The sequence below is a fragment of the bacterium genome (assembly GCA_029210965.1).
Classification (GTDB): domain Bacteria; phylum BMS3Abin14; class BMS3Abin14; order BMS3Abin14; family BMS3Abin14; genus JALHUC01.
Genome location: JARGFZ010000043.1, coordinates 1 through 21,711 on the forward strand (window position 1 = coordinate 1; position 21,711 = coordinate 21,711).

At 55.4% G+C, this 21,711-nt stretch carries 24 protein-coding genes; 21 read left to right on the forward strand and 3 right to left on the reverse strand.

Annotated elements, in window-relative coordinates; translation table 11 throughout:
- Positions 1-239 precede the first annotated feature (239 nt).
- The gene (gene plsY, locus P1S59_12290; protein ID MDF1527030.1) at positions 240-827 is read right to left on the reverse strand and encodes a glycerol-3-phosphate 1-O-acyltransferase PlsY; all 588 of its coding nucleotides are present in this window, start codon (positions 825-827) and stop codon (positions 240-242) included.
- A gap of 318 nt (positions 828-1,145) precedes the next feature.
- On the opposite strand from plsY, the gene P1S59_12295 reads away from it, so the two are divergent.
- From P1S59_12295 to P1S59_12350, 12 genes are all read left to right on the forward strand, one after another.
- Positions 1,146-1,556, forward strand: coding sequence for a cytochrome c maturation protein CcmE (locus P1S59_12295; protein MDF1527031.1), 411 nt, complete (start codon positions 1,146-1,148; stop codon positions 1,554-1,556).
- Between the two features lie 43 nt (positions 1,557-1,599).
- Positions 1,600-3,597, forward strand: a complete 1,998-nt coding sequence (locus tag P1S59_12300) for a heme lyase CcmF/NrfE family subunit (protein ID MDF1527032.1) — start codon at positions 1,600-1,602, stop codon at positions 3,595-3,597.
- Positions 3,594-3,860 carry a hypothetical protein gene (locus P1S59_12305; protein MDF1527033.1) on the forward strand — a complete coding sequence of 89 codons (267 nt, stop codon included), beginning with the start codon at positions 3,594-3,596 and terminating at the stop codon, positions 3,858-3,860. Before P1S59_12300 ends, P1S59_12305 begins: the two co-directional genes overlap by 4 nt.
- A complete protein-coding gene (locus tag P1S59_12310; GenBank protein ID MDF1527034.1) occupies positions 3,844-4,566 on the forward strand; it encodes an ABC transporter ATP-binding protein in 723 nt (240 codons plus the stop codon). Before P1S59_12305 ends, P1S59_12310 begins: the two co-directional genes overlap by 17 nt.
- Positions 4,566-5,234, forward strand: a complete 669-nt coding sequence (locus tag P1S59_12315; protein ID MDF1527035.1) for a heme exporter protein CcmB — start codon at positions 4,566-4,568, stop codon at positions 5,232-5,234. Before P1S59_12310 ends, P1S59_12315 begins: the two co-directional genes overlap by 1 nt.
- A gap of 147 nt (positions 5,235-5,381) precedes the next feature.
- The gene (gene ccsA, locus P1S59_12320; protein MDF1527036.1) at positions 5,382-6,059 is read left to right on the forward strand and encodes a cytochrome c biogenesis protein CcsA; all 678 of its coding nucleotides are present in this window, start codon (positions 5,382-5,384) and stop codon (positions 6,057-6,059) included.
- On the forward strand, positions 6,056-6,211 hold the full coding sequence (locus tag P1S59_12325; GenBank protein MDF1527037.1) for a CcmD family protein: 156 nt from the start codon (positions 6,056-6,058) through the stop codon (positions 6,209-6,211). Before ccsA ends, P1S59_12325 begins: the two co-directional genes overlap by 4 nt.
- Positions 6,204-6,698: a TlpA disulfide reductase family protein gene (locus tag P1S59_12330; protein MDF1527038.1), complete on the forward strand. Its 495-nt coding sequence runs from the start codon at positions 6,204-6,206 to the stop codon at positions 6,696-6,698. The genes P1S59_12325 and P1S59_12330 overlap by 8 nt, the downstream gene beginning before the upstream one ends.
- A 271-nt stretch (positions 6,699-6,969) precedes the next feature.
- On the forward strand, positions 6,970-7,545 hold the full coding sequence (locus tag P1S59_12335) for a tetratricopeptide repeat protein (protein ID MDF1527039.1): 576 nt from the start codon (positions 6,970-6,972) through the stop codon (positions 7,543-7,545).
- 227 nt (positions 7,546-7,772) lie between these two features.
- A complete protein-coding gene (locus tag P1S59_12340) occupies positions 7,773-8,177 on the forward strand; it encodes a pyridoxamine 5'-phosphate oxidase family protein (protein ID MDF1527040.1) in 405 nt (134 codons plus the stop codon).
- A gap of 320 nt (positions 8,178-8,497) precedes the next feature.
- Complete coding sequence (locus P1S59_12345) at positions 8,498-9,253, forward strand: Bax inhibitor-1/YccA family protein (GenBank protein ID MDF1527041.1); 756 nt, start codon at positions 8,498-8,500, stop codon at positions 9,251-9,253.
- 196 nt (positions 9,254-9,449) lie between these two features.
- Positions 9,450-12,248, forward strand: a complete 2,799-nt coding sequence (locus P1S59_12350; GenBank protein MDF1527042.1) for a cation-translocating P-type ATPase — start codon at positions 9,450-9,452, stop codon at positions 12,246-12,248.
- A gap of 414 nt (positions 12,249-12,662) precedes the next feature.
- Here P1S59_12350 and thyX read toward each other — a convergent pair whose 3' ends face one another.
- The gene (thyX, locus tag P1S59_12355; GenBank protein ID MDF1527043.1) at positions 12,663-13,592 is read right to left on the reverse strand and encodes an FAD-dependent thymidylate synthase; all 930 of its coding nucleotides are present in this window, start codon (positions 13,590-13,592) and stop codon (positions 12,663-12,665) included.
- 754 nt (positions 13,593-14,346) lie between these two features.
- Between thyX and P1S59_12360 the strand changes: the two genes are divergently transcribed.
- The 3 genes from P1S59_12360 (at position 14,347) to P1S59_12370 (ending at position 15,953) form a co-directional block, all read left to right on the forward strand.
- A complete protein-coding gene (locus tag P1S59_12360) occupies positions 14,347-14,760 on the forward strand; it encodes a 4Fe-4S binding protein (GenBank protein MDF1527044.1) in 414 nt (137 codons plus the stop codon).
- Between the two features lie 100 nt (positions 14,761-14,860).
- On the forward strand, positions 14,861-15,355 hold the full coding sequence (locus P1S59_12365; GenBank protein ID MDF1527045.1) for a DUF1566 domain-containing protein: 495 nt from the start codon (positions 14,861-14,863) through the stop codon (positions 15,353-15,355).
- Positions 15,356-15,494: 139 nt separating this feature from the next.
- Positions 15,495-15,953: a hypothetical protein gene (locus P1S59_12370; GenBank protein MDF1527046.1), complete on the forward strand. Its 459-nt coding sequence runs from the start codon at positions 15,495-15,497 to the stop codon at positions 15,951-15,953.
- 132 nt (positions 15,954-16,085) lie between these two features.
- On the opposite strand, the gene P1S59_12375 is transcribed toward P1S59_12370, so the two are convergent.
- The gene (locus P1S59_12375) at positions 16,086-17,741 is read right to left on the reverse strand and encodes a DUF898 family protein (protein ID MDF1527047.1); all 1,656 of its coding nucleotides are present in this window, start codon (positions 17,739-17,741) and stop codon (positions 16,086-16,088) included.
- A 396-nt stretch (positions 17,742-18,137) separates the two neighbouring features.
- On the opposite strand from P1S59_12375, the gene P1S59_12380 reads away from it, so the two are divergent.
- The 6 genes from P1S59_12380 to P1S59_12405 all read left to right on the forward strand — a co-directional run bounded on the left by P1S59_12380 (position 18,138) and on the right by P1S59_12405 (position 21,638).
- A complete protein-coding gene (locus P1S59_12380) occupies positions 18,138-18,278 on the forward strand; it encodes a hypothetical protein (GenBank protein ID MDF1527048.1) in 141 nt (46 codons plus the stop codon).
- A gap of 267 nt (positions 18,279-18,545) precedes the next feature.
- Positions 18,546-18,923: a DUF3795 domain-containing protein gene (locus tag P1S59_12385; protein ID MDF1527049.1), complete on the forward strand. Its 378-nt coding sequence runs from the start codon at positions 18,546-18,548 to the stop codon at positions 18,921-18,923.
- A gap of 9 nt (positions 18,924-18,932) precedes the next feature.
- Positions 18,933-19,115 (forward strand): hypothetical protein, encoded by a 183-nt coding sequence (locus P1S59_12390; protein ID MDF1527050.1) that lies wholly within the window; start codon positions 18,933-18,935, stop codon positions 19,113-19,115.
- 389 nt (positions 19,116-19,504) lie between these two features.
- The gene (locus tag P1S59_12395; GenBank protein MDF1527051.1) at positions 19,505-19,864 is read left to right on the forward strand and encodes a type II toxin-antitoxin system PemK/MazF family toxin; all 360 of its coding nucleotides are present in this window, start codon (positions 19,505-19,507) and stop codon (positions 19,862-19,864) included.
- A 168-nt stretch (positions 19,865-20,032) separates the two neighbouring features.
- Entirely contained in the window at positions 20,033-21,181 is a 1,149-nt protein-coding gene (locus tag P1S59_12400) for an MFS transporter (protein ID MDF1527052.1), read from the forward strand.
- Positions 21,182-21,500: 319 nt separating this feature from the next.
- Positions 21,501-21,638 carry a hypothetical protein gene (locus tag P1S59_12405; protein ID MDF1527053.1) on the forward strand — a complete coding sequence of 46 codons (138 nt, stop codon included), beginning with the start codon at positions 21,501-21,503 and terminating at the stop codon, positions 21,636-21,638.
- Positions 21,639-21,711 lie beyond the last annotated feature (73 nt).

Consider the following 21,711-nt stretch of genomic DNA (forward strand, 5'->3'; position numbering starts at 1 on the left):
AGGCATAAATTGGCACTTTCTCTTTTGATTACAATAAGTTGCACGGCTAGACAAACCATTTAACCGGACAGCAGTGATCTCAGATCTCAAATCTCAAAAACCCGAGATCGCTTCGTATGGGTTCAACTCGCGATGACTGCGTGTATTTCTAAGATTCTCGCTCCACGCACGCACGCTCCACGCACGTACGAGAGCTTTCCCCTTGGATCAGCTTTTTAACTTCTCTTGCGTGCTGCGTTCTAGCTCTTCCCTACCCGACTTTCCGTCCCCGCCAACAGCTTCTTTATATTCACCCTGTGCTGATAGATGAGAAGCGCGGCGGCAGCCACGCAAAAGAGGGCGAAGCGGCCGTCTTTGACCACGAAGAGCGCAAAGATGGGGCTCATGGCGGCTGCCGTAAGAGCGCCGGCAGAAGAGAAGCGGGTCACAACAACCACCGAGAGCCAGGTGGCCAGGAGCAGGAGAGCCACCAAAGGACTCAGGACCGTTATCGCGCCGATGGTGGTGGCCACTCCCTTGCCCCCTTTAAAGGCGAGAAGGAAGCTGAAATCGTGACCCAATATGGCGCCCATGGCAGTGAGGTACAGGAAGAAAGAGCCTTCCGGTATCAGGGCTATGGCGATAAGTACCGGAACAACCCCCTTGAGGAAGTCACCGGCCAGCGTAGCCACGGCAGCTTTTTTCCCCAGGGTCCTCAGGACGTTTGTGGCTCCTATATTCCCGGATCCGCCAGAACGGGGATCAGCTCCCCCCATGACCCGGGCCACCACCACACCGGAGGGCACGGAACCGAGAAGGTAGGCGAATAAAACGAGTAGCCAATTCATAAAGTGAAGTTTACCGTGAACCGTGAACAGTGAACAGCGAATTTTAGGGTGAACTGTGAACAGTGAACGGTAAATAGTATGAGTTTTCCAGTTCACGGTTCACTCTTCACCCCACCGTATTCCCATTTCCCTTACAATTCCTGCGCTTATTCTCTCATATCAGTGCAACTTCTGCGCAACTGTGTTATACGTGCTGTGCGTAAATATCTATTATTAAAGATAAAAGCATAAAATGCCTGTGGCACGGGGCTTGCTCATCTACACTTTGCCCTGTTCTATTGCCTGGGTAATTTTTCTAACCCCACACAGATAGAAGTCATGAAAAGTCGTTCCACCTGGATAAAATTCATCGTTCTGGCGCTGGCCTTCTTCGGGGCCCTCGGGTACCTCTTTGTTTCGGGTATGAACAGCTCCATGGTTTACTACCTGACCCTGGAAGAGCTGTCCGCTGCTCCGCCAGAGTCAGGTGATGGGGTGCGTCTCGCGGGGTGGGTTAAGGACGGCAGTATCGCTGGGTCTGCTCTTGACGGTGCGATCTCTTTTACCATCACCGATGGCGAGAGGGATTTACCGGTACGGTACGCCGGTCAGATACCCGACACCTTCGAGAACGGGGCTGAGGTCATCGTAGAGGGGGTTTTCAGGGGGCAGCCTGTTTTCGAGGCGGCTTCCATGCTCGCCAAATGCCCCTCCAAGTATGAAGCTTCAGGTCCCGCAAAAAGCCAATAATGGATTTTTTCGACCCTGTTAATAGTCCGGAGAAGAAAGACCTATGAACGCCGTGGGCGACGCTGCACTTATTGTAGCTTTTTTTGTCAGTCTTTACGGTACGGGCGCGGCTCTGGCAGGAGCACTTGCCGGGAACGGAGGTGGTGTCCTTGCCGGGCGGCGAAACCTCATCAAGAGCTCCCGGTTGGCTGTTTACCTCACCTTTGGCCTTCTGACGATCGCCAGCGCCGCCCTGTTAAAGGCTTTTCTGGCCAGAGACTTTTCCCTTCTCTACGTCTTCGAATATTCCAACCGCTCCCTGTCTGACGCTTATGCGGTGACGGCATTCTGGGCAGGTCAGGAGGGGTCGCTTCTCCTCTGGGCATGGCTGCTGGCTCTTTGCGCGGCCCTTGCTCTTTTCCTGCATAGAGACAAGCTCCGGGACCTCATGCCGTGGGCCACCTTCATTCTTTTGCTCAACACATCTTTTTTCCTTCTTTTACTCAACTTTGTCTCTCACCCCTTCGCCCTCTTTCCGGGACAGATCCCCCCTGACGGGTACGGGCTTAACCCCCTGCTCCAGAACCCCGGAATGGTCATCCACCCGCCTACCCTGTTCATAGGGTATGTGGGCCTTGCTGTTCCCTACGCCTTTGCCCTGGCGTCTTTGCTGGTGGGCCGGTCCGACTCCGACTGGATCAAACATACCCGGATATGGACGGTGGTTTCCTGGTTCTTCCTTGGTGTGGGAATCCTGCTGGGAGCCGAATGGGCCTATGTGGAGCTGGGTTGGGGCGGATACTGGGCGTGGGATCCGGTGGAAAATGCCTCCCTCATGCCGTGGCTCACGGCCACAGCTTTCATGCACTCCATCATGATCCAGCAGCGCCGGGGCATGTTCAAGATCTGGAACATGAATCTTATCATCATCACCTATTTTCTTATTATATTTGGAACCTTTATCACACGCAGCGGACTCATCTCCTCGGTCCACGCCTTTGGAAAGAGCAGCCTGGGGACCTTCTTCCTGGTTTTCATGATCGTCACCCTCGTGCTGGGTCTCATGGCGGTGTGGTGGCGAAGGAAGCTGCTGGTCACGGAGAACTCTCTGGAATCGCTCCTGTCGCGGGAGAGTGCATTTCTTCTCACCAACCTCATTTTTTCGGCCATGGCGTTCTCCGTTTTCTGGGGAACCACCTTTCCTGTCCTGTCTGAGATCACAAAAGGGGTTAAGATCACTGTGGGTCCCGGGTTTTACAACCGGGTAAACGTTCCCATTGCTCTTGTCCTGATGGTTCTCATGGGTGTGGGTCCCCTGCTGGTCTGGCGCCGCCCCACCGGGGCCAGGATCGCCAGAGCCTTCACACTGCCGGTGGTCTTTGGGGTAATGGGGGCTTTCGCGGCCTTTGCTTCCGGGATCAGGAACGTGAGTACCATCCTCGTCATGACCTTCTCGGCCCTTATTCTTGGTTCCGTTCTGGTGGAGCTGTACCGGGGGGCTTGCGCACACAGGGGGACAAAGGGTGACCCCCTCCCCCTGGCGGCTTTAAAGGTGGTCCTGGGTAACCGGCGCCGTTATGGCGGCTATATCGTCCATCTGGGTATAGTTCTCATCTTCATGGGTCTTGCGGGGGCACCCCTTACCAGGGAGGTGACCGGAACCATCATTCCCAACGAATCCATCAGCGTGGGGGACTATACTCTGAAGTACATGAACATGAGGTGGGTTCCCACCAAGGACAGGCTGGCGGTAACCACGAGACTGAAGGTCTTTCACAAGGGGCAGGCGTTAGGGTATCTTGTCCCTGAGAGACGCTTTTACGAAAACAGGGAAGACCAGCCCACCAGTGAAGTTTCCATTTTAAGCAACTGGAAAGAGGATCTGTACGTGGCCCTTACCGGATATAACCGGGACGGCCGGGCGAGCTTCAGGATATTGATTAATCCCTTCGTATCCTGGTTGTGGGGCGGGGGCTACGTTGTGGGCTTTGGTGTCCTTCTGGCTGTTTGGCCGCGCAGGCCCAGGGTGCTGCCGGGAAGCCGCGAAGGAGGTAAGCCTTGAATATCTGGACGGCTTTCTTTCTGGTTTTAAGCGTCGTGATCCTGGCTTCACCCCTATTGTCTTCCCCAGATGCTGTGAGGAACGGATCCGCCAGCGGGCGCAGTTATAATGGCAGGCAGGACCCGGAGGATAATGAGCTGGAGCTGGATCTTGCCTCAGGACGGCTTGCCCGGGAAGATTACGAAGCCATGACCGGCCAAAAGGCGGGGCTTATATCTGAAACCGTTGAGGGTGCATTGGAAGGCGATGGAAACCTTTCTTAAGACTGAAGGCCTTGTCAAGCGCTACGGCTACATCAACGCACTGCGGGGAATTGACTTTCAGGTGGACCGGGGTGACTCTGTGGTTCTGTTGGGGCCCAACGGCGCCGGTAAGAGCACCCTCCTGGGTATTCTGGCAGGAAGGGTCAGACCCACTGAAGGCCAGGTGATCCTTCAGGGCGAAACACAAGGAAAGACACTGGGAAAGAGTGCTCTCGCCCGCAGCCTGACAGGCTACCTTGGCCACTCTTCCTTGCTGTATCAGGGACTCACCGCCCGGGAGAACCTCCTGTTCTACGGAAACCTCTATGGTGTTGAGGGGGCGGCTGAAAGATCCGATGAAATGCTTCACTTCATGGGGCTCTGGGAACGCAGGGACGACAAGGTGGGAGGGTTTTCAAGGGGAATGGAGCAGCGTCTTTCCATCGCAAGGTCTCTTCTTCACGACCCGCAACTCATTCTTCTGGACGAACCGTTCAGTGGTCTCGACTTTCAATCCTCCCGCGCCTTCGCTCATGCCCTGAGGCAGCTCAGGGATGGCCGCAGGACCCTCATTATTGCCACCCACGACATGGCTGCGGTGGAGGATCTCGGTGACAGGATAACGATCATGAACAGGGGGCGGATCCTGCACCAGGAAAAAACTCCCCTCCAAGCCTCTGGGAATATTATATCCCTGTACACAGAGATCATACCGGGAGTTAAATAGTGAAGGCCGCTTACGCCATCTTCAGGAAGGATCTGCTTCTGGAGCTCCGGGGTAAGGAGATCGTGATCACCTTGACTGTATTCGCCTTCCTCGTTTTAACAGTCTTTTCCTTTTCCGCTGTACCCGGTTCCACTGCTCCCAGGGAGATGGCCCCTGGAATCCTGTGGATCACCTTCCTCTTCGCCGGCATACTCGGACTTGGACGGGCCTTCGACAGGGAAAGGGAGAACGGCTGCTTCACGGGACTTCTCCTTGCGCCGTGCGACCGGATGCAGGTGTACTGGGGAAAATGTCTTTCAACCCTTGTCTTGCTGATGATCTTCCAGGCCATACTGTGGCCCATCTTCGGCATCCTGTACAGGTACAGCCCGATAAAGGGTGTTGGAGTGGCGTGGGCCGGGATCGTTCTGGGGGATATCGGGTTTGTGGCCCTGGGTGTCATCCTGTCAGCGGTGACCATTCACGCGAGGGGCAGAGAGATCATCCTGCCCCTGCTGCTTCTGCCTCTTAGCCTCCCTGTGCTCGTTGGGGGTGTCAGGGTCCTGACCCTGGCCCTTGGGGGAGGCAGTGGTGACCAGGCTCTGACCTGGATCGGACGGCTGGCTGCTTTTGATGTTATTTTCCTTGTACTGGGGAGCGTGTTGTTTCCGTTGGTGGTTGAAGAATGAGCGATCTCAAATCTCACATCTCAAATCTCAAATTGGAATCTTGTGGTTATGCCGCCAGAATGGTTGTTTTTGAATTTCTGAGATCTGAGATCTGAGATCTGAGATCTGAGATAAGCGATAAGGGACAGGAGACAGGAAAGAAGGATAATGAAGCTTAACTCAGATAAAATATTACCGATCCTGACCCTCATCGCCATGATTGCTTCCCTGGCCGCCGTCCTTCTGCTGGCGCCCACGGAAAAGACCATGGGGGATGTCCAGCGCATCTTCTACTTTCATCTCGCCTGCGCTGCTGCTGCCTTTGTCTCCTTCACGTGCGTGTTCATCGCCTCTATCGGTTTTATTCTTCGCCGGGAAACGGTTTGGGATCATCTTGCCGCTTCGGCTGCCGAGGTAGGTGTGCTGTTTACAACCCTCGTTCTTGTTACCGGGCCGCTGTGGGCAAGGCCGGTGTGGGGTCAGTGGTGGGTATGGGACCCGAGGTTAACCACAACGCTGATCCTGTGGTTCCTCTATACAGGCTACCTGGTGCTCAGGCGGGCTATCCCGGGATATCGAGGCGCCATGGCCGGGGCGGTCTTTGCCATCCTTGCCTACGTGGATGTGCCGGTGGTCTATTTTTCGGTGTCCTGGTGGAGGGGAATCCATCCCCAGGTGCTCAGGGGCGGCGGGGGTCTTGACCCTGGCATGGTGTTCCCCCTGCTTATCAGTGTCACCGCCCTTTTGCTCCTTTCAGGGGTTCTCATCAGGGAGCGCCTTAACCTTGCCAACGCTGCGGATTGTGTTGACAGGATAGCCGTTGCGTTGGAGGATATGGAATCATGAGTGATCTTACCTGTCTGTTCGTGGCTTTTGCCCTTATATGGACCGGGGTCCTCGGCTACCTCGTCAGGCTCGCGGGCCTGAGAAGGCAGCTTGAGGCAAAGATCCACAGGCTCCAGGAGCGCCTTGAAAACAGGGATCTTCACAATGACTAAGCGTTTGCTCCTTGTGTTGATGCTTCTTGCGCTGATCATCGCCGGCTGCAGCAAAGGTGACAGCGGTGAGGATCTGTCAAAAGGCGCGCCGGACTTCACCCTCGCTGCTGTAGACGGTTCCATGGTGAGCATTTCCGACTACAGGGGCAAGGTCGTTCTCGTGGACTTCTGGGCTACGTGGTGCCCTCCCTGCCTGGAAATGATCCCGATCCTGTCAAGGCTGCACAAGAAATACTCGGACAAGGGACTGGTCGTCCTGGGAGTGTCACTGGACAACGAAGGCCTGGAAATGCTGGGGACTTTCGTCCACGAAAAAATGATCCCCTACAAGATCGTCATGGGCGACAAAAAGATTGGCAGCGCTTTTGGGGGGGTGTCCTCCATACCGACCCTGTATATGGTGGACCGGAACGGCAGGTTGGTGAGAAAACTCACCGGGTACCATTCCTATGCACAGCTGGAGGAGCAGGTTAAGAAATACCTGTAAAAGCAGTACCCAGTACCCGGTGCTGAAGTACTTAAGGACGAAAAGATAAACTTAAGATCATTAACATCAAACGTCAAACGTGGCAGGGTCGCAAAAAGTCCGTTATCGGTTTTTTGGTCCTCGGAAAGGGAAAAGCGCGGTTTTCCCTTTCCTCACGGATCAATGACTTATATCGACAGTCATTGATCCGGGCGCCCCCCTCGGGGCGCGTTGATGACTTTTTGCGAAGTCATCAAACGTCAAACCATTTTTCTTTTCGGGAGGTTTTTTCATGGACAACAGCAAAACTCTCGTTCTGGTCGTTGCGGCCCTTTTCCTCGGACTGATGGTAGGGATCCTCGGGCCCAAAATGTTCGGCTCCAAACCGGCGGTACAGCAGGTGTCCCAGCAGCAAAGTCCCGCGGCCCAACAGCAGGCTCCCGGGACCGATTACACCCTGCAGATAAACGAACTGAAAAGTCGCCTTCAGATTAACCCCAACGATGTCGCCCTCCTGGTCCAGCTGGGCAACACCTACTTTGACAGCAACATGTATCTTGAATCCATCGAGGCCTATGAAAAAGCCCTGGCCTTAAAGCCAGGGAACCCCAACGTCCTGACTGACCTGGGTGTTATGTACAGAAGGAGCCGGCAGCCGAATGAGGCGATCAAGCGGTTTCGCCTGGCTGCGGCTGCGGATCCGATGCATTTTCAGAGCCGTATGAACCTGGCAGTTGTGCTCCTTTACGATCTCAATGATAGTATCGGGGCCAGGGAAGCTGCCCAAAGCGTGCTTGCGGTTTACCCTCAGGGCCCCAACGCTGATAACGCCCGACAGATTTTAGCGGAGATCGAAGCACGGCAGTAGGTGTGTTTAAAAAAACAGAATCCAGAATCCAGGAGTCAGGAGTCAGTAGGAAAAGCAGGGCGTAGGGCGCAGATGGAAATCAGTGGACTTCAGTTGGCAGACAGCGCCTTAAACAAGGTAAGCGAGTAAAGCGTATGTGAGTACGTGCGTAAAACCTTTCGCATGCACGCTTAACGCACACACGCACACACGGACGCACGAATGGATTTTACATAGGGAGGTAACCCATGGATCGTAAAGAACTGATGCACATGTTCAACAGCCCCAACCGCCTTGGGACTATGAGCACCAGCGACGATGAGGGGAACCTGAACGCAGGTGTCTTCAATTCCCTCAGGATGATAGATGAGCAGACAGCGGTCATGGCTCTTGGTGGGAACCGCTCCCTGGACAACCTGGAGAAACATCCCAAAGCTGTTTTCCTTTTCTTCGAGCCGGATCCGGATCCCCTCCATTGGAAAGGTGCTCGTGTTTACATGGAGGTGGACAAGATAGACCGGGAAGGGCCCCTCTTCGAGCAGCTGGTACAGCAGGTCCGGGATGCGGCCGGTGACCAGGCGGCGGACGGGATAAGGGCCGCGGTGACCTTCAAGATAAGGGATGCGAGGCCCCTTATTGATATGGGGGCTTAAGAGCGAAACTCAGATCTCAGATCTCAAATCTCAAAAGGGGCCGTAAGGCCCTTTTTTATTCTGTCATTCCGGGCTGAAAACGGTATCTAAGTGTCCAGGTGTCCAGGTTAAAACACCGTGCCTGCCCTCCGTAGCCTTGTGCGAAGGTGGGAGCGATTCCGGTTGCTATAAAAGCGATGTTTTTCACCGAGGGGGGAAGATTGAGGAGGGGGTGAAGAGCGACCATCTTAAACCCCGCTTCGCCAGGTGGTTCGAAGAGAATTTTGGCGAGGTCGTAAAATTTAACGATCCACTATGGTAAAGTGAATTGAGGAGGCAGTATGCGAACCAGTAACCCCGCTTTAAACGACAAGGCTTTTTCCCGTGTAACGACTGGGGGCGAGACGATGACGATCTCGGGCGCCGTCAACAAGACCCTCATCCTGCTGGCGCTGGTGGTTTTCGCGGCTGCATACACATGGAGGCTCTTCTATGCGCAAATGGCCACCGCTGGCCCTCAGGCAGCTGCCCAGGCGGTCATGCCGTGGATGATCACCGGGCTCCTCGCCGGTTTTATCGTGGCCATGGTCACCATCTTCAAGAAGACCTGGGCTCCGGCCACTGCCCCTGCCTATGCTATCCTGGAAGGGTTGGCGTTGGGGGGCATCTCCGCCTTTTTCGAGGCCCAGTTCCCGGGGATCGTTATCCAGGCTGTAGCCCTTACCCTCGGCACCCTTTTTGCTCTGCTAATGGCCTACAAATCAGGACTTATCCGGGCTACGGAGAACTTTCGGCTTGGTGTCGTAGCCGCCACCGGGGGTATCTTCATTGTTTACATGATCAGCATGTTTGGCCGGATGATCTTTGGCTGGCAGATGCCCCTTATCCACGATAGCGGTCCCATGGGTATCGCCTTCAGCCTGTTCGTGGTGGTTATTGCGGCATTGAACCTGGTACTGGACTTCGATTTCATCGAGAAGGGACACGGTATGGCCCCGAAGTACATGGAGTGGTTCGCGGCTTTCGGGTTGGTGGTCACCCTGGTGTGGCTCTACCTTGAGATCCTCCGTCTCCTGTCAAAGCTGCGGAGTAAATAAATAGGGTAAAATCGTTGAACCGTGAACCGTGAACCGTGAATCGTGAACCGTGAATCGTGATTGGGTTGTCCACCGTATTTTCATGGGAAGGTGGATGCTCAGTGACTGACCTGCCCTGAGTTCCGCCGATGGCAGGATCCAGGGGTGATTGGTGAAATGGTCGTCCGCGGGGAGATCCTTTTCCGTAGGTCTGGAAATGAAACAGAACAAAAACAAGACTCCCACAGAGATGGTCTGGCACCAGATGTCCCTCCAGGATGTCCTCCTGGCCCTGGATACTGACGGTGAGAACGGACTTGCCTCTGCCGAGGCACTGCGTCGAAGGGAAGTGACAGGCCCTAACCTGCTCATCGAGAAGCGAGGCAGGGGTCTCCTGTCCATCTTCCTGGAACAGATCCGGTCGCTGATGGTCGTTGTGCTTCTGGCAGCCGGCGCCGTTTCCTTGTTTCTCGGGGAGTTTTCCGATGTCGTGGCCATTCTGGCCATCGTCCTGCTCAACGCTGTTCTGGGTGTCAAGGAGGAGTACAAGGCGGAAAAGGCCATCGCCGCCCTGCGCCGCCTGGCTGTGCCCAGGGTCAAGGTCCTGCGGGAAGGCCAGGTGGAGGAGGCAGGCGCCAGGGATCTGGTCCCCGGTGACATCGTTCTTCTCGAGGCCGGCGATATGGTACCGGCGGACTGCCGGCTTCTGTCCTGCGAGACCCTTCGCATTCAGGAATCCTCCCTGACAGGCGAATCAGAGCCGGTGGAAAAGTGGAACAAGGCTCTGGCTGAGCAGGATGCTGTTCCTCTGGGTGACAGGGTGAACATGGCGTTCATGGGAACGCCGGTGGTCCACGGACACGGTAAGGGGGTGGTCACCGGGACAGGTATGAACACCGAAATCGGCCGTGTGGCTGGCATGATCCAGGACCAGGAGGAGGAGGCGACGCCCCTTCAAAAAAGGCTGGACCGGCTGGCAAGAAACCTGGCTTTTGCCGCCCTTGCCCTGGTTCTTCTTGTCGTCCTGCTGGGCCTGGTGCGCGGAGAAGCTCCCAAGCTGTTGTTTTTAACGGCGGTCAGCCTGGCAGTCGCGGTCATGCCGGAGGGCCTGCCTGCGGTAGTGACGATAGCGCTCGCTCTGGGGGCGGAAAGAATGCTCCGCTACAAGGCGCTCATAAGGCGCCTTCCAGCCGTTGAAAGCCTCGGGTCCGTCACTGTCATATGTACCGACAAAACAGGAACGCTCACCGAGAACACAATGACGGTGACGATCCTCGACGCGGCGGGCCGGCGTTTAGACCTTGCTCAGAAGGCGCTTAAAACAGGGCTTCGCACGACCCCAGGTGAAGAGCTGGTCGACCTGTCGGGCTATCCGGCCATGACCCTCCTGCTGGCCGGAGGCGCTCTTTGTAACGATGCTACTTTGAGAGAGCGTCCGGACAAGACGCTGTCGGCCGTTGGAGATCCCACCGAAGGAGCCCTCGTGGTGGCGGCCGCGAGGGCGGGTCTCGGTAAAAGTCAACTGGACCAGCTGATGCCGAGGCTCGAAGAGGTTCCTTTCGACTCTGACCGCAGGCTTATGACAACGGTCCACAGTCTGGACCAAGCCCGTTCAGGAGGGCCCGGCGCTTTGCCTGACGTTCTTAAAGATGCGATATCTGACCAGGACAAGCGTCTTGTCATCACGAAAGGGGCCATCGAAAGCCTTCTTCCGTTGTGTGACCGCATCATGGATTCCAAGGGGCCCGGCACCCTTACCGCGGCCGGTCGGGACACGATCCTGAAAAGCCACGACGAGCTGGCGGGCATGGGGATGCGGATCCTGGGAGTGAGCTTTCGCGGCGACAGCGGCGCGCTGGAACCCGACCAGGGGAGCGGTTATGAAAAGGAGCTGGTTTATGTGGGGATGGTGGGGATACTGGATCCTCCGCGCCCCGAGGCCCTCAAGGCGGTGCAGACCTGCCGGGCAGCCGGTATCCGTACGATCATGATCACGGGGGACCATCCTCTGACCGCCGCCCACATTGCTGGAATACTCGGTATCGGAAACGGTGCCGGGGTCCTTACCGGCGCCCAGATGGACCAGATACCGGCAGACCGCCTGGCCCGGGAGATCGAGGGAACAGATGTCTACGCGAGAGTCTCACCTGCCCACAAACTGAGGATCGTCAAGGCCCTCAGAAGCGGGGGTCATATTGTTGCCATGACCGGGGACGGGGTCAACGATGCCCCTGCTTTAAAGAGTGCGGACGTCGGTGTTGCCATGGGCCTGGTGGGGACGGAGGTGGCCAAGGAGGCGGCGGATATCGTCCTGCAGGACGATAATTTCGCCACCATAGTGCATGCGGTGCGGGAGGGGCGGATAATCTTTGATAATATACGCAAGTTCGTCCTTTTCATTCTTGCCAGCAACTCCGCCGAGATCCTGGTCATGCTGGCGGGGCCCCTGATGGGCATGCCCCTGCCTCTTTATCCCCTCCAGATCCTCTGGGTCAACCTCCTGTCCGACGGTCTGCCCGCGGTGGCCCTGGCTGTGGAGCCGGGTGAAAAGGATGTCATGGAAAGGGCTCCCATCGATCCAAAGGAGGGGATATTCACCAGGGGCATGGTTTTCAGGATCGTCTGGGTGGGGACCCTGCTGGGCGCACTGTGCCTGTTTTCCGGATACCGGTTCTGGTCCATGGATGATCCGGCGTGGAGAACGCTCATCTTCAGCACCCTGACCTTTGGCCAGATGGCCAATGTCCTTGCGGTGCGGACAGGGAAACAGTCCCTTTTCCGGACCGGGATCATGTCCAACCGTCCCTTGCTGGGGGCTGTCCTTTTGACATGCGCACTTCAGGTGGCAGTGATCTACCTGCCTCCCCTGCAATCGGTGTTCAAGACGGTTCCCCTCACGGCTGCCCAGTTTGGAACCTGTTTGTTCCTGAGTTTTCTGCTTTTCTGGGCCATAGAAGGAGAAAAGCTGTTAAGGCGGCTGAGCCAAAGGAAAGTGGCCTCAGCTTCGAACCGGTAAAGGGGAGATGGGAAAAGTTAGCCGGGACACTGTGAAATAATTACGTTTTATTGCACCCGTGCACATGTGTGCTCACAACACTTTGAAAGCTGAGATTGATCCATCCTGACGCGGGTGATTTTGTCTGCTAAACTTTATTTTAGGGTCATCTGGGGGATGACCCAACTTTGTCTGTCCAGTCTTTCCTCGCGATCCATCCCTCTTGGCCCGAATGTCGGTTCGCTCACATCCAGTTGGAGGCAGGGTGTGATCCCTGCCTTTGTTTATGCGGGGTGTTTCCATGTTGTATGAACCGATTTTTAGAAGGTTAAGACAGGCGTGTCCCAGGTGCGCGGAGGGCAGGCTGCAGTGGAGGAGCTGGCGGCACTGGCAGCATATTTCCCAGGAAGGAAGGCGCTTCTGCGTTCTGTATACTCAGCTTTTCCCCCACGGCACTTCCACTCCCATCCTCTCCATTTTCCCGGCCAGTTCCCTTCCCTCCAGGGTGGGTTTGACGTTGTCCCCGTCCTGGACCGTGAACCCGGTTTCGATAAGCAGTTTGTCGGCTTTGTCCATCTGGCCGCTGTTTATGAGGGCCAGGACCGCCACTTCGTCACTGGACAGGCTCACGGACCCGTGACGGTAGTCCATGAACGCCTCCCAGGCCAGCGGAACCCACTTCTGGACGATCTTTTCGCCGATGGTCTCGGCGTATTCCCTTATTTCAAGCTGTGCCTTATGATCCATGCGCAGGTTCAGGAAGTGGAGGAGATTGTGCAGGTCGATCTTCCAGTACGCCTCCGTGTAGGTGGAAAGGGGCAGATCCTTCCTGGCCTGCTCCCTCGCGACCCCCCGTTCGATCCGTTCGTCGTATATTTCCTTTAAGAAGCTCTGGGCCTGGGTTTCGCGCTCAGTGAGGCGCTGGCCGACGTCGGTGTCCATACCGCCCTCACTGCCCTGACGGTTGATCTCGGACTGAAGTCGCCACTGGTCGGGCTGGGTGGTGCGGAACCTGTCGATGGCAAGAGAATATCGGGTAGAGTATTCGTTGACGTTAGCTGTTCTGTGCCTTATCCACTGGCGCCACAGATCCATGGGAACCCGGACGTGGAGCTTCACCTCGCACATCTCAAAGGGGGTCGTGTGGCGGTGCCGCATGAGGTACCGGAGGAGGCCCCGATCGTCGCTCACCGATTTGGTGCCCTTGCCGTAGGAGACCCTGGCGGCCTGCACGATGGAATCGTCGTTACCCATGTAGTCGATGAGGCGCACAAAACCGTCATCCAGAACGGGGAAGGCCTGGCCGAGGATCTCTTCCAGTTCCGGTACCTGGATGCGTTCGAGGCGTTCTGTACCTTTACTCACGGTGGACCTCCTGGGGGGATAAATAATCGAAAGCTCATTCTAATGGAAGTGTGGTTGGAAGGGAAGAGCGTACGAGGGGAAATTTGACACGGAGACACGGAGACGCGGTGACACGGAGGCATGGCGTGGGAGCAAAAGGTTCATGTGTCTAAGTATCCAGGTATCTACGTATCAAAATAACATCCGGAACCTGGAACCCGAGCGAAGTGAGCGAACCTGAGGCGTAGAAGCGTCGAGCGGTTGTGGATTGCGGTATGTCAAACAAATGGGGTCATATGTGTAATAATATCTACAAAAGGTTAACCTTTCTCAAGGCGGATACATGAGGGGAGCGCATGAGATCGCCAGATAGAAAAGCATGGCAACTCCTCGAATTTGTAGCAAGTTACCTTCTACTCCTACTTCTACTTCTACTTCTACTGAACCCCACCCCCTCCTGGCATCTGATTGGGAACCGGCTGAGAAGGGCGCTCCCGGCTTCCATGCCCGGTGCTGGTCCCTGGGCGCGAGTCTCGGCAGGATTGAGGGCTTGACCGGCAGCCTCGCCGAGCTGGCCGGACCGAATGACGGTGTGATCATCCTGGAGCTTACACAGAACGACTACCTGAATCCTTTCACGTCAAGGGAATTCCAGACTCAGGAATGACTTGCTGCAAAGGCGATGAAATTTAATCGTGGAGTACGTCACGCCGCTGGCGTGAAAGGCTTCGGGCGCTGAGGGAAGCCTAAATACAGGGAAAAGCACGGTTCCTGTATGATCGATAAAATATATCTAAACCTCTGGTGCCGCTACCTGTGTCCCTATGGTGCCCTGGTGGGGGTGTTGTCCCTCGCAAGCCCATGGAAAATAAGACGCAGTGAGGAACACTGTATCGAGTGCGGCGCGTGCGCCCGCGGATGCCCATTCCTTCTTCCCGTGGACCGGAAGGAGGTGGTCCGGTCCGTGGAGTGCACCGGGTGCCTGACCTGCGTGAGCAACTGCCCGGCGGATGGCGTCCTTGCCATGACCCTGCCGCTCTTAAGACGCCCTCTTCCGCCCTGGGTTTATCCTGTGTTTGTCCTTGCGGTCTTTTCCATGTGGGTGGGGTGGGGAATGGCTTCAGGACACTGGCAAACCGCTCTGACCATAGCCGACTACAGGACCCTCATTCCCATGGCCTTTGGTTAGGTTATAATGAATAGAAAACAGATGCTATCTCTCAGGAAAGAAGAGGTCAGGACCTGCAGGGGTTCCGTGTTCCTGAGTTTTCACGAAGGGGGTGGTGGGCGTGCCAGGTAAGTGGACAATATCAAGATTGATCACGGTGGTCCTGTTTCTGACAGTTTTTTCCGCAATGGCAGCGGGAGCGGACATCCGGTTTGTGCATAACGGGGACGGTACGGTGACCGACACAAAAACAGGCCTGATGTGGGCCCAGACGGACAACATGGGGCACATTACCTGGCATGATGCCAAGCGCTACTGCGATAACATCATCCTGAGCGAGCACAACAACTGGCGTATGCCCACCGCAGATGAACTGAAGACGCTTTTTGACGGTTCCATGGATAGCTATGAAACGATCTGCGGACACCATATCAAATCCGCACCCCAGGTCGAACTCAGTTGTGGATTTGTTTGGTCCTCAGAGGTTCTCGCTGTCCCGGGGGGATACTCCGTCCAGGCGAAGGCCTTTAACTTCGCCAAAGGTTACTGGTACTCTGCCCGGATGAGCCAATACCGGGGCTACCGCGCGCTCCCGGTGAGAAATATCGAGGAGTAATGGAGAGATCAGTGCGTAGTGCGTTGTGCGTGGAGCGCAAACGCCTGGTGTTATCAAGCTTTTCGCTTTCACACTTTACCTACCTTGCACACCTGGGCACCCGGGAGAATATGATCTGAAAATACAGGCAGCTCCTCTTTTGATAATCTTAACGATCTTCGCCTGCTCCCAGGGGACCGGAGTCCCGGCGCATCCTCAGGAAGTGCTGGGAGTAACCCTTGGCGGTTCGTTGGAAGAGCTGGAAGCGGTCTACAATAAAAATCGGCTGGCCCTCCAGAAGGCTTCAAAAGACAGCTACGTATCGGAGGGTGCGGTCAAGCCCCTGGCAGGCCTGCCTGAAGTTGAAATCAACTACCAGATAGTGTTGGGTGTTCTCCATGTGGTGGAAGTGATCTTCAAGGGGGATGTCTCCGATGAGTTGCAGGCACTCCTTGACGAAAAGTATTCAGTGGATCCGGTCCTGCGTCAGCAGTTGGAGCAAAAGCAGCGTTTCATAGGCACCATCGGAAAGAATGATCATTACTGGCTGCTTCCGGATATGGCCGTTATGGTTATCGTCCAAGGGGGCGAGACCCGATTGGTCTACAGCTTGAAGTAGGGGAACTTCCGTGATCCGTGATCAGTATATTCTGTGTTCTGCGTTCTGGGTTCTGCGTTATACTTTTTTTGCTCAGTCGCCAGGTCGAAAAAATTATTCCACCTTCCACATTCCGTCTCCCACATTCTGATCTTACCAGCCGATATCCCAGTCGAAGAAGTCCGCCGCCGTGTCTCCGGCAGCTCCAGCCTCGTAACCCTTGGCTGCTTCGAAGGCGTCCATGTCGGCGGGCAGAATGACGGTGGTTCGAGGGAGGATATATCGGGCCCGGCGGATCTTCGCCCAGGGAGCCAGGAACCCCAGACTGAAGATTATGACAAGTACGTTGGTAAACCGGATCCAGGCAAGGCTTTTCGCCTCCAGGGAGACTTTGAGGGTAATAGGCCCGATGCGGGTGTTTCCCCACGCGTAATTAAAGGTGCTGGCGTAGATGTACTGCTCCACGAGTAAAAATACCGACCCGAATGCCACGTAGAAAATCAGGCCCACACCGAAAACCCAGGCCTTTACTCCTTGTCCCTCAGCACCGGCCATGCTGATCATCGTGGGAATTAGAATTGCCCCTAGTGTCCCCACGCCGATACCCACCCCGAGTATCATTAAAGATGCCCTGGTGTAGATGCCGTAAATTCGCCTGGCTCCTCCCAGGAAGGTGCTCCCGGTTTTTCCATAGGCCAGGTTTCCGTGAAGGTAGCGTTTCTGGAGGAACACGAAGTAGGGAAAGGAGGCTGCAAATATAAGCCCGCTCAGGATCATTACTCCCGCCAGTATCATGTTGAGGGTGGTGAAGGATTGGGCCTCATCCTGGGCGCTGCCCAGTGCGGGAAGGGCAACAAGGAGACTGAGTGCCGCGGCGATGGGGATGAACGCGTAGGCTTTGTAAGCTTCGACAAGGGTCCCAAGGAAACGGAAATGGACGTTGCGGTACACGGCGGTTTTGGCCTTGAACCGGTGTGCTTTGTACAAGAGGAAGGGGACCAGGCTCCAGGCAACCACGGATATCAGGTAGCCGGTCATGGGCGAGAATTTGCCGGAAATGTTCATCAGGATGAGGGCCCCGCCGATGATAAGGTGCCCCTTGAGGATCGTGCCGGGCCTGGCTGTGTAATCGAAGTGTTGTCCGTCGAGCAAGGTGTTGGAGTAAAAGTAACGCCGCGTCCTCACCTTGGCCCACGCCCCGTAGATTCCGAGAGTCAGGATAGTCAGGGCGATATTGACGATCCAGATCCTGAAGTACTCACCCGCCGACCCGTTGAATTGGAGCGCAAAGCACCTTGGCCCTGGTTTAACTGCAGGTTGAGCTGTCTGCGCTTCCCGGTTTTGTGTGGCGCCCATGGTGATCCCCTGGTCAGGCGATTGTGGATGCAGGGTGAAATCGGGCGGTGAAGTTGGTGCGGTTGTGTCTATGTGAGTTTCAGGGCGATCATCAGGAGAGGAAACGACAGGCGGAGTTGAATATGGATCTGCCGGGGGGGTCTGGACCGGCATCTCCCGGGTTACCGGGCTAGTCTCTCCTGGAGGAGGCCCTGGGGAAAAAACAGGCTCCCCCGCAGAAGGCACAAACTCCACCTTAGCCCCCTGAGTCTGGAGCATTTCCATAAGTTCCCTGGCTTGTGTTTCCTTGATGTCCCGGATGAGGACAAAGGGTTTGGGTTTTGACAGTAGAGCAAGGAGACGGTCAGGCGCCGCCGAGGGCAAGACCTTCTGCAGTATGGTGACCAGCCTGGCCTCACCGTCCGGTCCGGTCACCCCTTTAAGGATCAGGTCCCCTTTTCCAACAGTATCCATTGAACCCCCGTTTCACCTGTTTCGCATGAATGTTTTTAAAGATGCCAAGGTCTGTGTGTGAATATCACATGTCACCGTCCTGTGTGGTCCGATCGGTGTCACAAGAAAAAACCGCCCTCCCGAACTGGTAAGACGGTATCCTATACTAATGCAATCGATATGTTTCTTTGCCCATGCACCATCAAACCCTACAATATTGGAGGGTAGGTGTGCAATAGAAAGCCGGATGCCGTAGGATCGTGGTCCTGGGGAAGAAGGCAAACAGTGCGTGGTGCGTTGAGTCCAGATCAAAGGGGGTTTTTGACAGGATAATTTCTTAACCTTATCCTGTAGATCCTGTCCAAATTTGCTTTCCGATTAAAGGGAACCGCTCCGTCCAGTCCAGGGAGACCCCATATGACCGTTAATAAACCCATATCCGCCAAATTCCCTTTTGAATCAAAATACGTAGAGGTCGAAGGGTCGCGCATCCACTATTTTCAGGAGGATAACCCTCATCTTATTGGGAAAGAGCTGGCAAGGTGGTATGGGGGATAAACAGTGTCCAGGGTCTGGGAAATCCGGAAGGCAGAACACAGAACGCGGAAGTGAAATCTGAGGATCGTATCCTACCCTTTAAAGATGTAATGGAGGTGGTATCAATATGAATACGACAGACCGCTCCAGTGACCATTCCGAAAATCAGTTCGCCGCTGTTTGCGGACTCTTCTGTCCGGCGTGCACTTTATATATTGCCAGCACTGAGGACCCTGAGAGACTTAGGAGCTTGTCCGGCTTGTTCGGGCTGCCCGAGGAGGAGATGAGGTGTCACGGCTGCCGCTCGAATGTGCGGGGGCGGTCTGTCAAAACTGCAAGTTCGTGGCGTGTGTTGCCGAAAAGGGCGTTGAGTTCTGTGCCCAGTGTACTGATTATCCCTGTGAAGAACTGAAGGAGTTTCAGGTAGCAATGCCGCACCGTGCGAACCTGTTCGAAGATGGGGAGCGGATCCGGGAGGCAGGCTTCGGGAAATGGTTCCTTGAAATCCGGGACAAATACACATGTCCACAATTTCACGTTGTCAGCGCTGCCTACAATCTGGCGTGCCGTAAATGCGGGAACGATCCTGGCTCCTCTTTTGCCGATCGCCACAGGGATGCCATCGAGAAACATACTCTGGCGGCGGCCGCCAAGCGGGATACCTGATTATAAGAGATGAAAACCTTCAAAATTTTGATTCTCCCGATTTATGCGTACCTGGTTTTAACAACGGTATTTACAAAAGCCATATTTTTTACCACAGAGCTCACTGAGGTCACTGAGAAAACCGGAAAACAGGAGAAGGCGTGGGTTTGTAAAAGCGTTGTAAAGCCAACTTACCACAGCGCAGCCATCTGAAGGCTGCATCACAGGGTTTCACGGGGAAAGATATTTTTCCCCTTCACCTGCCGAAGGGTGTTCTCAGTATGGTTAATTAAGATTTTAGAATTTGACAGTTACGGGCCTGGTGAAAGCAGGGCTCATTTACAGGTACACATTTACCAGGTGAACTGAAATTGGAAACCTGGAATTCGAACTAAATAAGGAGAACAACATGAAGATCACCCGTCTGGAGGAATGTGAAAAAAACATTGTAACTATGGAAGGGGCGGTAGGCGCCTCACGCCAGGTTCCCATCGGCAAGGCCGACGGGGCGCCCAACTTCTCCGCCAGAGTGTTCACCCTTGAGCCAGGCGGTCACACGCCGCACCACACCCACGAGAGTGAGCACCTTAATTATATTATAAGTGGGAAAGGGGTGGCCATGGAGGGGGAGACCCCCAGGGAGATTTGGAGAGCCTCGTGGATCGGCACCGGGCTACCGTCACCCCCATGTCGTTATCTCCAACGATGTCTTCAACCGCAGCAGACTGGGTACGGTTGTCCTTTGTGCCATCACTTCCAACCTGGCCCGCGCCTCTTCTCCCGGCAACGTTCTTCTCAGGAAGGGGGAGGCTAACCTCCCCAAAGACTCCGTAGTGAACGTGACTCAACTGGTAACCGTGGACAAAAAGAACCTTTCAGAAAGAATAGGCAAGTTGCCGCCGACCCGGTTTGATGAGGTTTTCGCAGGAGTACTGCTGGTCATCGAACCCAGGGAAATGTGAGATAAAATCAGTACCTGGTGGGTATTCAATCTCAGATCGCAGATCTCAAAAACCCGAGATCGCTTCGCATGAATAAGTTCCAATCACCCCCACCTCAATCCTCCCCCCTCAACGTTCCTCAGCCTACTTCGTGTTGAAAAAAATCGCCTTTACAGGCACTGTCCCCCCATGAGTGTATTCGCAGCCAAAGGCGACGCCCGGGACTACATCCTCATGGCGTCGGCCACCTTTTTCGTCTTCCTCTCCCATGCCACCATCACTTTCCTGGCGGTCATCCTGCGGGACCTGGGGGTGGGGGAGGCTGGTATCGGTATCATCCTCTCGGCCCCCCTTGTTCCTATGCTTGCTGGCATGTTCCTTTCCGGGTATCTCATGGAGAGGTTCGGACCCCTGCGGGTGGTAAGGGCAGGTTTTTTCATGATCCTTCTGGCCCACCTGAGTCTTCAGTTCACCGTTAACGATTTCACCGGCGTCTACCTGTCCCGAGCATTTCACGGGCTGGGCTACGGCATTTTTCAACCGGCCGGGATGACCTATGTGATGAGGAAACTGCGCCCGGAAAGAATGGTGCACCCCTTCGGTATCTACGCCAGCATGGTTCTCCTCCCTCACATCGTGGGGCCCTGGCTCATGGAAAACCTGTACGGGTGGATAGGGGTTGGCGATTTGTTTATAATTACCGCTGTTCCCGGTCTTGTCGGGAACCTCATTGTCAGGCTCCCCAGGACAGGAGTTGTACCGGAGGCAAGGCAGGACAACACAGGTTACGGTTCGGTTCTGCGCATGGCCGCCCTGAGGCCGCTCTTTTTGGCCATTCTCATCGTGGGATTGATATATGGCATCGTTCCCACCATGATGGCTCTGTACCTGAAATTATGCGGCATTCCCATGGTGTACTACTTCACGCCCTTCACAATGGCCCTTTTCACCGGCCGGTTCCTGGTCATACGCCTCCTTGAGCAGATGCCCCGCCGAACCCTGGTGACGCTGGGGTTTCTTCTCATGGGGATCTCCCACCTGTGGCTGATCTCCTTCCGGACGCCGTCCGCGGCAGTCCTGGCGGGCATTGTGCTGGGGGTCGGTTACAGTCTGGAGTACCCGTCCCTCAGTGTGTGGATATCCGGCAGGTTCGCCCCGGATGAAAGGGGCAAGCCCGTGGCGTTATTAAACATGGTCTTTCACGCCGGAATTTTCATTACTCCCCTCATCGGCGGATGGGTCATGGAACAGTTCAGCCTGGGGACTTACCTGGGAGGGCTGATCCTTCTGGCCCTTGTGGCGGCTGCGGGTATGGGAATGGGAAAGGGTGAAGAGTGAAATGATGTCGTTTGAGGTTTGAAGCTGGGCCATGGTCCTCCCGGCCAGCAGGCCCTGCCTCCGGGGTCCTGGATCCCGCATCCTCGATCTAACCCCCCAGTAAACTTTTTCCGTGACCAGGTGTCTTACGTGATGTGGGGCATGGATAGGCCATGGGCTTTGTGCCGGAGGTTCCGGTGGATTGAACCGGGGGAAGCGGGGGCGCCGTACTGGAATAAACGCGAACAGTTTTGGATGTCCGGACACGCTTACGGGACTCTCCAGTCCCCTTGGCGCAAGTGTGTGATGGTGATAACCAACTGGGGTGGGGAGGAGTCAAGTGAGCAGGAAAAACTTGATGCAATGGTTGGGTGTGTTGGTGATAATGGTCGTGGCAATGTCGCTGATGCTTCCGGCCACCAGTATTTCGAAGGATCAGATCAAGGAGCAGCTCAAGGACGGTAGCTGCCAGGACTAGCCCGGCCTATTCACGAGGTTCTTTTCCGTTCTGTCTGCGTTGCTGTGTCGTTCCCTTGTGCGGAATACTAAAG

Bases quoted from the DNA above. Each gene is read 5' to 3' on its own strand.
- plsY (MDF1527030.1), bottom strand. From the start codon at position 827: ATGAATTGGCTACTCGTTTTATTCGCCTACCTTCTCGGTTCCGTGCCC.
- P1S59_12295 (MDF1527031.1), top strand. From the start codon at position 1,146: ATGAAAAGTCGTTCCACCTGGATAAAATTCATCGTTCTGGCGCTGGCC.
- P1S59_12300 (MDF1527032.1), top strand. From the start codon at position 1,600: ATGAACGCCGTGGGCGACGCTGCACTTATTGTAGCTTTTTTTGTCAGT.
- P1S59_12310 (MDF1527034.1), top strand. From the start codon at position 3,844: ATGGAAACCTTTCTTAAGACTGAAGGCCTTGTCAAGCGCTACGGCTAC.
- ccsA (MDF1527036.1), top strand. From the start codon at position 5,382: ATGAAGCTTAACTCAGATAAAATATTACCGATCCTGACCCTCATCGCC.
- P1S59_12325 (MDF1527037.1), top strand. From the start codon at position 6,056: ATGAGTGATCTTACCTGTCTGTTCGTGGCTTTTGCCCTTATATGGACC.
- P1S59_12330 (MDF1527038.1), top strand. From the start codon at position 6,204: ATGACTAAGCGTTTGCTCCTTGTGTTGATGCTTCTTGCGCTGATCATC.
- P1S59_12335 (MDF1527039.1), top strand. From the start codon at position 6,970: ATGGACAACAGCAAAACTCTCGTTCTGGTCGTTGCGGCCCTTTTCCTC.
- P1S59_12340 (MDF1527040.1), top strand. From the start codon at position 7,773: ATGGATCGTAAAGAACTGATGCACATGTTCAACAGCCCCAACCGCCTT.
- P1S59_12345 (MDF1527041.1), top strand. From the start codon at position 8,498: ATGCGAACCAGTAACCCCGCTTTAAACGACAAGGCTTTTTCCCGTGTA.
- P1S59_12350 (MDF1527042.1), top strand. From the start codon at position 9,450: ATGAAACAGAACAAAAACAAGACTCCCACAGAGATGGTCTGGCACCAG.
- P1S59_12360 (MDF1527044.1), top strand. From the start codon at position 14,347: ATGATCGATAAAATATATCTAAACCTCTGGTGCCGCTACCTGTGTCCC.
- P1S59_12375 (MDF1527047.1), bottom strand. From the start codon at position 17,741: ATGGATACTGTTGGAAAAGGGGACCTGATCCTTAAAGGGGTGACCGGA.
- P1S59_12380 (MDF1527048.1), top strand. From the start codon at position 18,138: ATGACCGTTAATAAACCCATATCCGCCAAATTCCCTTTTGAATCAAAA.
- P1S59_12390 (MDF1527050.1), top strand. From the start codon at position 18,933: ATGAAAACCTTCAAAATTTTGATTCTCCCGATTTATGCGTACCTGGTT.
- P1S59_12400 (MDF1527052.1), top strand. From the start codon at position 20,033: ATGAGTGTATTCGCAGCCAAAGGCGACGCCCGGGACTACATCCTCATG.